We start from the raw sequence: 9,609 nt of genomic DNA on the forward strand, positions 1-9,609 counted from the left end.
TTTTTGGGGGGATTTCAGGGTCAACTAGAGTAAACCCTGATTGAGAAAAAGGGGTTGGGTTGTCCCCGCCAGGGTTGTTGGTTGAATCCAACACTCACTGGATCTTGGCCTTTTCGCGCAGGCTGTTTTGGAAGTCGCGCAGCTTGGCCTGGCGCAGGGATTCCTCGATTTGCGGACGCAGTTGCTCGACCGAGGGGAACTGCACCGGGCGGACGTCGTCCAGGCGGATCACATGCCAGCCGAACTGGGTCTGGACGGGGTTCTCGGTGGTTTGCCCCTTGTTCAGCGAGGCCAGGGCGTCGGCAAACGGCTTCACGTAGGTCGCGGCGGGCGCCCAGTCGAGGCTGCCGCCGTTGGAGGCGGAGCCGGGATCCTTGGACTGCTTGGCGAGCTCTTCGAATTTCGCCCCTTTCTTGAGCTGGGCGATGATGTCGCGGGCCTGGGCCTCGGTTTCGACCAGGATGTGCCGCGCTTGGTATTCATTGTCGCCCTGGGCACCCTTGACCCGGTCGTACTCGGCCTGGATTTCTTGGTCGGTCACGGGGTTCTTGGCGAGGAAATCGTTGAACAGGCCGCGGATCAGGACGCTCTGCCGGGTCAGGTCGAGCTCGGTCTGGACGTCCGGCTGCTTGGCGATGCCGCGTTTGTCGGCCTCCTGCAGGAAGATTTCGCGATTGATGAGCTCTTCACGGATCTGTTCGCGCAGTTGGGGAGAATCGGGCTGCCCTTGCTTGGTCAACAGATTGACGAATTGATCCACGCGCGACGACGGGATGGCCTTGCCGTTGACTACGGCGGCATTCTGCGCAAAAACCGGAGCGGCCACGGTCAGCGCGGCAGCCATCATCAAAACACGCTTCATGTATGGAAGTCCTTGAGTGAAGGTAGAAAGAGTCTGAGATCGGGGCGGTAGGGACCGCCCTCAAGGGGTTGGTGCGGAGTCTTCTTCTGGAGTCAGTGCCTGGATGGCCAACGCATGGATCTGCGAGGGCATCAGGTCTGCCAATCGATCATACACCAGCCTATGGCGGGCCAGCCTGTTCAGGCCCGCGAACCGGGACGACACGATGCGTAGGCGGAAATGCCCGCCTCCGGCCGCCGCGCCGGCATGGCCTGCATGCAGGTGCGATTCGTCCCGTATGTCGAGCTCGGCCGGCGCAAGCGCTTGCAGGCGCTCCCGGATGAGGTCGATGCGTGCCTGGCTCATGACCGCCCGGCTCCGGCGTCGGTTTCGCGCTTGGCAATCTCTCGGATCGGCTCTTCGGGCTGCTTGATGTGGCGTCCGAGGTAGATCGATTGCAGCACGATGAACACGAGCAGCAACCCGAAGATGCCGAAAACCTTGAAGCTGACCCAGGTCTCGGTGGGCCAGGAGTACGCGACGTAGAGGTTGAGCGCGCCAACGGCGGCGAAGAATGCCGTCCATGCAAGGTTGAGCCGGTTCCAGATGGGATCGGGCAGCTGGATCTGCTTGCCGAGCATGCTGCGCAGGAAATTGCGCTTGAGCAGCCATTGGCCGCCGGCAAGCACGACCGCGAATAGCCAGTACAGCACGGTGGGCTTCCACTTGATGAAGACCTCGTCGTGCAGGAATAGGGTCGCTCCGCCGAACACCACGATGATCGCGAGGTTGATCCAGTGCATGGGCTCGGTTTTCCTGCGCCGGACCAGCAGCCAGGCGATTTGCAGCACGCTGGCCGCCATCGCGACTCCTGTCGCCACGTAAATGTCGGCGAACTTGTAGGCAGCAAAGAAAAGCAGCAGCGGAAAAAGGTCGAAAAGTAATTTCATCGAATTGCAGTGGCGAGGGAGATTCGTTCCCGGCCGGTCCGGGTCAGGGGTTGGAGGAAGGGTCGTCGAAAGGCTCGAACTTCAACGATACCGAGTTGATGCAGTAGCGCAGCCCGGTCGGGGGCGGCCCGTCTTCGAAAACGTGCCCCAGGTGCGAGTCGCAGACGTTGCACAGGATTTCCGTGCGAACCATGCCGTGGCTGGTGTCGAGCTCTTCACGCACGTTGTCGGGGTCGATGGGCGCGAAATAGCTGGGCCAGCCGCACCCCGACTCGAATTTTGTGTCGGAGGCGAAGAGGGGGGTGCCGCAGGCGACACAGCGATAGATGCCCGGCTCGTAGTGATTCCAGTACTCGCCGGTGAAGGCGCGTTCAGTGGCTTTTTCCCGTGCGACGGCGTATTGCATCGGAGTGAGCAGGGTGCGCCATTCGGCGTCGGATTTCTTGACTTTGGGCCTGTCGGACATGGTTTACCTCATGAAGAACAGCTGACTTGAATGGAGCTCGCCCAGTCGGGCGGAAGGCGGGCGTAAGCCTCGTAGCCGGGCCGTTCGGTATAAGGGTCCCGCAGCACTGCCAGCAAGCGGTCGATTTCGCCCGGGTCGCGTTCCTTCGCCGCTCGAATGGCAAGCTCGGCCAGGTGGTTGCGCAGCACGTACAGCGGATTGACGCGATGCATGGCGGCCCTGCGCTCGGCATCGGGCCGGCCGTCGCGCCGTATCCTGTCGCGGTAGCGCGCGAGCCATGCCCGGGCCGCTTCGCGGTCGATGAAGAGGTCTTCGAATGTTTCGTTGCCCGGCGCCGGGGCGGCCGCGCCTGCATCGGCGGCGACTTCGCCCAGGCGCCGGAAGCTAAGCGTGAAATCGGCGCGGTCGTGGTGCATGATCGACCACAACCCGTTGAGCAGTTCTTCATCTCCGGGCTGCCACTGCCGGAAGCCCAGCTTGGCCGCCATCCTGCGGTGGTAGGCGTCGAGGAACGCGGGCTCGAAGCATGCGAGCGCAGCGCGCAGCGCGGCTTCGTCCTGCACTAGGGGCAGGAGCGCGCCCGCGAGCCGGTACAGGTTCCAATGCGCGACGGCCGGCTGGGCGTCCCACGCGTAGCGGCCGGCCGTATCGGAATGGTTGCATATGTGGTGCGCGTCGAAACCATCCATGAAGCCAAACGGGCCGTAGTCGAGCGTCAGGCCCAGTATGGACATGTTGTCGGTGTTCATGACGCCGTGGCAGAAGCCCACCGACTGCCAGCCGGCCATGAGTTCCGCCGTCTTGCGCGTCACGGCCGCCAAGAGGCGCAGATAGGGGCCGGCCTGCGTTTCCGCTTCGCCGGCGGGCGTGGCACCGCATTCGGGATAGAAGCGGTCGATGACATAGCCGGCCAGCACTTGCAGTAGGTCCGGCCGCTGCCGGCTGGCCCAGTGTTCGAAGGAGCCGAACCGGACGAAGCTGGGAGACATGCGGGTGACGATGGCCGCAGTCTCTACGGTCTCGCGGATGACCGGATCGTCGGATGCGACCAGCGCAAGGGCTCGCGTGGTGGGGATGCCGAGCCCGTGCATCGCTTCGGACGCCAGGTATTCGCGCACGGACGATCGCAGGACCGCCCGGCCGTCTCCCATGCGAGAGTAGGGCGTCGTGCCCGATCCTTTGAGCTGGAGTTCCCAGTTGCCGCTGGGGCCCTGGACCTCGCCTAGGAGCAAGGCCCGCCCGTCGCCGAGCTGTCCTGCCCAGACGCCGAACTGATGGCCGCTATAGACGGCCGCGAGGGAAGTACCGCCGGGCAGGGGGCGGGTGCCCGAAAAAACGGCCAGGAATTCCGGCGTGGACAAAGCCTCGGGTGCAAGCCCGATCAGCGCGGCCGCATCCGGATTGGCATGCACCAGCCATGGGTCGCCGAGCGGCTGTGGCGACACCCGGGAATAGAACGCATCCGGCAGCGCTGCGAAAGAGTTATCGGTGCGTAGGGAGTCGAGTGTGCTGGCGAGCTTCAAAACGGTTGCCTTGGAAGGTAATCGGCATCACGCCGGCTATCGATCAAGGTTAACCTATTTGCCGTCGTTTCTCGTTTCGTTTTCCTTCTCTCCATGCTATCCGGTCAGACCGGCGCGGCGTCCAGGGAGTTCATGGTTTGGATTGGCTGATCGTTTCGCTGCTCAACGGCGTCTGTTACGGACTCTTGCTATTCATGCTATCGGCCGGGCTGACGCTGATTTTCAGCATGATGGGCGTCATCAATTTCGCGCATGCCAGCTTTTACATGCTGGGCGCCTACTTCGCATACGCCGCGGCCGGTGCGCTGGGGGCGGCACATGTCTCCCCCGGCGCGGCCTTCTGGATCGCGCTGTTCATCGCGCCGGTGCTGACCGGGGCGGCCGGCGCGGCGGTGGAACGGTTCGCCTTGCGGCGGTTGCGCCCGCGCGGGCACGTGGCAGAGTTGCTGTTCACGTTTGCGCTGGCCTATGTGATCGTGGAATTGGTCCAGTTGGCATGGGGCCGTTCCCCTGTGCCGTACCGTATTCCCGATGCGTTGGCCGAACCGATCTTTCTCCTCGGCGGTCACGCGTTTCCCAAGCATCGGCTGCTCATCGCCGCCGCGGCAGGCGCCATGCTGGCCGCGTTGTGGTGGGGCGTCAGGCACACACGCATCGGCTTGGTCATGCAGGCCGCGATCAGTCATCCGGACATGGCGCAGGCCTTGGGGCATGACGTACCTCGCATATACGTATGGGTGTTTGCCGCCGGCTGCGCGCTGGCGGGCATGGCCGGTGCCATTGGCGGCAGCATATTCGTGACCGATCCAGGCATGGCGCAAGCGTTGGGGCCCATCGTGTTCGTCATCACCGTGGTCGGCGGCCTGGGGTCGCTCACCGGCGCCTTTGTCGCCAGTCTGCTGATCGGCCTCTTGCAAACTTTCGCCGCCGGCGCGGATTGGTCGCTGGCAGACGTGGCCGCATGGCTAGGCGCGGCGCCGGCCGACGCACAGGCGTTGGCGGCGTGGCCGTTGTCGCGGATCGCGCCGGTGCTGCCCTATCTGTTGATGGTCGCCGTCCTCATCGCGCGGCCGCGGGGGCTCATGGGCGTGCGCGAAACATGATGCGAGGCCGGGTAAACCTGTGCGCCGACCGCATATGGGGGACGGCGCTGGCGGCCTTGCTGGCCTTCGCGCCGCTGCTGCTGGGCAGCCGGTTCCAGCTGGGGCTGATGTCGCAAATGTGCGCGATGGCGGTCTTTGCCCTGTCTTATAACTTGTTGCTCGGACAGACCGGCATGCTGTCCTTCGGGCACGCCGTCTATGCCGGGCTGGGCGGTTTCGCGGTCGTGCACCTGTTGCGCGCCATGGAAACCGGCGCCTTCACGCTGCCCGTGGCCATGCTGCCGCTTGCGGGCGGCCTGGCGAGCGCTGCATTCGCTGCGTTGATCGGCCATCCAACCACTCGGCGCGGCGGCACGCCGTTTGCGATGATTTCTTTGGCAATCGGCGAGCTCGTCCATGCGGCGGCGGCCATGCTGCCAGAATGGTTCGGCGGGGAAGGCGGATTGACCGCCGACCGCACCGCCGGCCCGGCTTTATTCAGAGGCATGGAGGCCGTGTTCAGCCTGGGACCGGACACGAACATCTATTACCTGACGGCATTTTGGACGGTGGCCAGCGCGATCGCGATGCGCGCCCTGGGGCGCACGCCGCTCTTGATGCTAGCCAATGCCGTGCGCGACAACCCCCAGCGGGTCGCGTTCGTCGGACAGAATCCCCATCTCGTGAGATATGGGATGCTGGTCCTGGCGGCGTTTTTTGCGGGCATCGCGGGTGCGCTCTGGGCGCTCAACTTCGAGATCGCGAGCGTAGACGGCCTGGGCATGGAACGCTCGGCCATCGTGTTGCTGGCGGTCGTCGTCGGCGGCAGCGGTTTCTTCCTGGGGCCCGTCCTCGGTGCCGTGGTTGTCACGTTGTTTTCGGTGGCATTGTCGCGCTACACGGGGGCATGGCAGCTCTATCTCGGGCTGGCGTTCGCCGCAACCGTGCTATTCGCGCCGCATGGGCTGGCAGGTGCGGTCCATGGACTGGCGCGGCGTATCGCAGGCAAGGGGGCAGCGGCCGTCGTGCGCGGATCCGGCTGGGGAGCAGTGGGAACCCTGGCGTTGGCGCTGGGGCTGTGCTGGGCCGTGGAGCTCGCCTACGCTGCCGTCCATGCCCAGGCGGAGGCTGCGTCGCCGGCTTCGCCCATGCACTGGATGCTAGACCCGTCCGCGGCGGGCGCGTGGGCCGGGGCTGCGTGCCTGTCCCTGGGCGGCGCAGCCTGCCTGGCCTACCGTCGCACGCGCTCGTCCGCCGCGCAGGGAGCGCGCGATGGCTGAGACGCTGGTGCGCGGAAAAGGCGTCGACGCGTTAGTGCTGGCGGATATCGGCAAGCGTTATGGCGACGCGTGCATTCTCGATGGCGTGAGTTTGTCCGTCGCCGCCGGTGAAGTGCATGCGCTGATCGGTCCCAACGGCGCCGGCAAGTCCACGCTGTTCAACGTCATCTCGGGGCTGACGGCACCGTCGTCCGGCACGGTACGCTTGTATGGGCGTGACACGACCGGGCTGCCGCCCCATCGCATGGCGCGCCTGGGCTTGTCCCGGAGTTTCCAGGTCGCCAATGTGTTCCCGCGCCTGTCGGTCTTCGACAATTTGCGTTGCGCCGCCATGCGCGCGTCCGGGCTTGGCTATGTCTGGTGGCGCCCACTGCGAACCGCCACGCGTCTTGCCGAGCGGGCGCACGCCGTCATGGCCCAAGTGGGGCTTGCGCAGCGGGCTGGCGTCGAGGCTGGAGCCTTGAGCTACGCCGAGCAGCGGGCGTTGGAGCTGGGCATGGTCCTGGCAGCGGATGCGCGCGTGCTGCTGCTCGATGAACCTACGGCAGGCATGAACCGCGCCGAGTCCCGGCGCATGGTGGAGTTGATACGAACCGCCTGCCGGGGCCGGACGGTGCTCATCGTGGAGCACGACATGGAAGTGGTGTTCGGTTTGTCGGACAGGATATCCGTCCTGGTGCGCGGAGAGTTGATTGCAACCGGGGCGCCGGCCGACATCCGCGAGGATGACCGGGTGCGTCGCGCCTATCTCGGCCGAAGTCTGCAGGGATGATGAGCGAAACGTTGTTGGACATCCGCAATGCCCAGGCTTGGTATGGGCGCGCCCACGTGCTGCGAGGCGTGGACCTGCGCATCGGGGCGGGGGAGATCGTCGCCGTGCTCGGGCGCAACGGCGCTGGCCGTTCGACCTTGGCGCGCGCGATCATGGGGTTGGTGCGGCGGGAGGGGACTTTCCTTTGGCGCGGGCGCGACCTCGTCACGCTGAAAACCTTTGAAATCGCGCGGCTTGGCATAGGTTACGTGCCGGAGAGCCGCGATGTGTTTCCGAACTTGAGCGTGGAGCAGAATCTGCTTCTCGGCCAGAAAGGCGCCCGGCCGGGGCGTTGGCGCAAGGAAGACGTCTACGCGCTCTTCCCCGTCCTCGCACAGCGTGCCCGGGTGCCTGCGCAGCGTTTGTCGGGCGGGGAGCAGCAGATGCTGGCGTTGGGACGCGCGCTGATGGGAGACCCGGAACTCATCGTGGTCGACGAGCCGGCCGAGGGGCTGGCACCCCAGGTGGTGTTCCAGTTGGCTGGGCTCTTTCGGGACTTGCGCGGCCGTGGCGTGGCGATGCTGTTGATCGAGCAGAAACTGGAGCTGGCGCTGGAAGTTGCCGACCGGGCCTGTGTGCTGGGCCATGGCGAGGTGGTGTTCGATGGAACGCCGGCCGACCTGCGGGCGCGGCCGGACGTGCAGCGCGAGTGGCTCGAGCCTTAGCCGCCGGCCGTTGCCCACGCGGCGGGCGAGGCGCCCAGCGGGCCGGCCGGAATACACCATGCCATGTCTGCACCGGCAATCTCGAGCGGTACTTTGACCCGGCGCGCGCGGCCCCAGGCCGTCGTCTCGGAGGGCATGGTGCAATCCTCGCGCGTTTCAGGGGCCAGTGCGTCGGCATCGTCGGGCTGCGTGCGTTGCACCAGCAGCGCGGCGGTGCGTGCTAGCGATGCGCGGGCTTCACCGCCTGTTCCGCTGCGTACCCGGTCGACCAAGCCCCGCACGACGGCCGCGGCCATCATGTAACCAGTGGCATGGTCGAGCGCCTGCACCGGCAACGGGGTCGGCTTGGATTGGCCGAGCTGCCGCATGCCGGCGTCGGCGATGCCACAGCTCATCTGCACCAGGCTGTCGAATCCCCGCCGCGTTTTCCAGGGCCCCGTCCAACCATACGCGTCGAGCGAGACGTCCACCAGCGCCGGATTGATGCGCCGCCGCTGTTCGGCATCAAAGCCTAGTGCGGGCAAGGCGTCAGGGCGATAGCCGTGCACGAGCACGTCGGCGTCCCGCAGCAATTGGCGAAACGTGCGGCGTCCTTCCGTGCTGCGCAGGTCGAGCCGTGCGCAGCGCTTGCCCACCGTCAGCTCGGGAGCAAGGGATGGTTCGTCCCATCCCGGCGGGTCGAGCCGCAACACTTCGGCGCCATAGCCGGCCAGGAAACGAGTCGCGACGGGGCCGGCGAGCACGCGCGTCATGTCGAGCACGCGCAAGCCTTCCAGCGGGCGATCGCGGGAAACCGGCCAGGAAGGTTTGTCTGCCGCCGGGGCGGCGACGCGCCAGACCAGCGGCTCGGCGGCCACGGCGACGCCTTGGGGATGCATGGACCATTCGGCCAGGCTGCGCATCTGGGCCGCGCATCCATGCTGTTCGACAACGGCGTTTTCCAAGTCTAGCGCTTTCCACTTCTTGACTGCCTCGGCCACGCTGGTTCGGTCGGGGCCGCAGTCCAGCACGCGCAGGGCGGCCGCGCGATGGTGGGGAGCGTTGGTGTGCAGGCGGATCCAGCCGTCGGCCGCCTCGTAGTCTCCCGCGATGGGATCCCAGGCCGGCGGTAGTTTCCAGCCGACCGGCCGCAAAGAAGTACCGAACCAGAACGATGCGAGGCGGCGGTCGACGCGCACGCCGGGAAACTCGCCATGGCGCAGCGCAAGCAGTTCTGCGACGGCCAATCCGGCGGCGGCAATGGACGCGGCGGCCAGGTCGGTGACGGGAAAGACGGACGGCAGGCTGCCCGTGCCGTGGAAGGCCACGTTGTCGGGCAGGGACGGCTGCCCGCCCAACGCATTCCAGATGGCGCGCAGGTAATCGAGGCAGGCCGAAGTCGCCGGGGTTCGGTCCGCCGCCATGTCACAGCACCTCGGCCGCGTAGTCGGCCAGCCTGGACCGCTCGCCCCGCTGCAGCGTGACGTGGCCAGAATGGGGCCATCCCTTGAAGCGGTCGACCACGTAGGTCAGTCCCGAACTGCTCTCGGTGAGGTAGGGCGTGTCGATTTGCGCGATGTTGCCCAGGCATACCACCTTGGTGCCCGGGCCGGCGCGAGTGATCAAGGTTTTCATCTGCTTGGGCGTGAGGTTCTGGGCCTCATCGATGATGAGGAACTTGTTGAGGAACGTGCGGCCGCGCATGAAGTTGAGCGACTTGACCTTGACCCGTGAGCGGATCAGGTCCATGGTGGCTGCGCGGCCCCAGTCGCCGCCGTGCCCGGCTTCGCCGTCTCCCATGTTGAGCACGTCCAGATTGTCTTCGAGCGCTCCCATCCACGGCAGCATTTTCTCTTCTTCCGTCCCGGGCAGGAACCCGATGTCTTCGCCTACCGGGACGGTGACGCGCGTCATGATGATCTCTGTATAGCGCTTGGTCTCGAGCACCTGCGTCAGGCCCGCTGCCAGCGCCAAGAGTGTCTTGCCCGTGCCGGCTTGGCCCAGGAGAGACA

The 9,609-nt window shown here is 65.9% G+C and carries 11 protein-coding genes; 4 read left to right on the top strand and 7 right to left on the bottom strand.

Annotation, left to right across the window (positions count from 1 at the left end):
• Nucleotides 1–94 precede the first annotated feature (94 nt).
• From IRZ12_RS12225 to IRZ12_RS12245, 5 genes are read right to left on the bottom strand one after another with little or no spacing between them, the layout of a single operon-like run.
• Complete coding sequence (locus IRZ12_RS12225) at nt 95–862, bottom strand: peptidylprolyl isomerase (RefSeq protein WP_296468791.1); 768 nt, start codon at nt 860–862, stop codon at nt 95–97.
• Nucleotides 863–922: 60 nt separating this feature from the next.
• Complete coding sequence (locus IRZ12_RS12230) at nt 923–1,207, bottom strand: BolA family transcriptional regulator (protein ID WP_296468793.1); 285 nt, start codon at nt 1,205–1,207, stop codon at nt 923–925.
• Nucleotides 1,204–1,791, bottom strand: a complete 588-nt coding sequence (locus tag IRZ12_RS12235; RefSeq protein WP_296468795.1) for a septation protein A — start codon at nt 1,789–1,791, stop codon at nt 1,204–1,206. The genes IRZ12_RS12230 and IRZ12_RS12235 overlap by 4 nt, the downstream gene beginning before the upstream one ends.
• A 43-nt stretch (nt 1,792–1,834) precedes the next feature.
• On the bottom strand, nt 1,835–2,257 hold the full coding sequence (msrB, locus tag IRZ12_RS12240; RefSeq protein ID WP_296468797.1) for a peptide-methionine (R)-S-oxide reductase MsrB: 423 nt from the start codon (nt 2,255–2,257) through the stop codon (nt 1,835–1,837).
• An 8-nt stretch (nt 2,258–2,265) separates the two neighbouring features.
• On the bottom strand, nt 2,266–3,780 hold the full coding sequence (locus IRZ12_RS12245; RefSeq protein WP_296468799.1) for a YdiU family protein: 1,515 nt from the start codon (nt 3,778–3,780) through the stop codon (nt 2,266–2,268).
• 137 nt (nt 3,781–3,917) lie between these two features.
• Here IRZ12_RS12245 and IRZ12_RS12250 point away from each other — a divergent pair, with 137 nt between their 5' ends.
• The 4 genes from IRZ12_RS12250 to IRZ12_RS12265 are packed head-to-tail and all read left to right on the top strand — an operon-like array spanning nt 3,918 to nt 7,618.
• Complete coding sequence (locus tag IRZ12_RS12250; RefSeq protein ID WP_296468801.1) at nt 3,918–4,883, top strand: branched-chain amino acid ABC transporter permease; 966 nt, start codon at nt 3,918–3,920, stop codon at nt 4,881–4,883.
• Nucleotides 4,880–6,142 (top strand): branched-chain amino acid ABC transporter permease, encoded by a 1,263-nt coding sequence (locus IRZ12_RS12255; protein WP_296468803.1) that lies wholly within the window; start codon nt 4,880–4,882, stop codon nt 6,140–6,142. The genes IRZ12_RS12250 and IRZ12_RS12255 overlap by 4 nt, the downstream gene beginning before the upstream one ends.
• Entirely contained in the window at nt 6,135–6,914 is a 780-nt protein-coding gene (locus tag IRZ12_RS12260; RefSeq protein WP_296468805.1) for an ABC transporter ATP-binding protein, read from the top strand. The genes IRZ12_RS12255 and IRZ12_RS12260 overlap by 8 nt, the downstream gene beginning before the upstream one ends.
• A complete protein-coding gene (locus tag IRZ12_RS12265; RefSeq protein WP_296468806.1) occupies nt 6,911–7,618 on the top strand; it encodes an ABC transporter ATP-binding protein in 708 nt (235 codons plus the stop codon). The genes IRZ12_RS12260 and IRZ12_RS12265 overlap by 4 nt, the downstream gene beginning before the upstream one ends.
• Here the strand turns inward: IRZ12_RS12265 and IRZ12_RS12270 are convergent.
• Nucleotides 7,615–9,021, bottom strand: coding sequence for a CoA transferase (locus tag IRZ12_RS12270; RefSeq protein WP_296468808.1), 1,407 nt, complete (start codon nt 9,019–9,021; stop codon nt 7,615–7,617). The genes IRZ12_RS12265 and IRZ12_RS12270 overlap by 4 nt on opposite strands.
• Nucleotide 9,022: 1 nt before the next feature.
• Nucleotides 9,023–9,609 (bottom strand): PhoH family protein (locus IRZ12_RS12275; RefSeq protein WP_296468810.1); only part of this gene is annotated, 587 nt, incomplete at its 5' end.

The sequence above is a fragment of the Pigmentiphaga sp. genome, from assembly GCF_019689535.1.
In the GTDB taxonomy this organism is placed as follows: Bacteria; Pseudomonadota; Gammaproteobacteria; order Burkholderiales; family Burkholderiaceae_B; genus Pigmentiphaga.

Excerpts from the sequence above, each read along its gene's own strand:
- IRZ12_RS12265 (WP_296468806.1), top strand. The coding sequence starts at position 6,911 with ATGATGAGCGAAACGTTGTTGGACATCCGCAATGCCCAGGCTTGGTAT.
- IRZ12_RS12270 (WP_296468808.1), bottom strand. The coding sequence starts at position 9,021 with ATGGCGGCGGACCGAACCCCGGCGACTTCGGCCTGCCTCGATTACCTG.
- IRZ12_RS12225 (WP_296468791.1), bottom strand. The coding sequence starts at position 862 with ATGAAGCGTGTTTTGATGATGGCTGCCGCGCTGACCGTGGCCGCTCCG.
- IRZ12_RS12260 (WP_296468805.1), top strand. The coding sequence starts at position 6,135 with ATGGCTGAGACGCTGGTGCGCGGAAAAGGCGTCGACGCGTTAGTGCTG.
- IRZ12_RS12255 (WP_296468803.1), top strand. The coding sequence starts at position 4,880 with ATGATGCGAGGCCGGGTAAACCTGTGCGCCGACCGCATATGGGGGACG.
- msrB (WP_296468797.1), bottom strand. The coding sequence starts at position 2,257 with ATGTCCGACAGGCCCAAAGTCAAGAAATCCGACGCCGAATGGCGCACC.
- IRZ12_RS12235 (WP_296468795.1), bottom strand. The coding sequence starts at position 1,791 with ATGAAATTACTTTTCGACCTTTTTCCGCTGCTGCTTTTCTTTGCTGCC.
- IRZ12_RS12230 (WP_296468793.1), bottom strand. The coding sequence starts at position 1,207 with ATGAGCCAGGCACGCATCGACCTCATCCGGGAGCGCCTGCAAGCGCTT.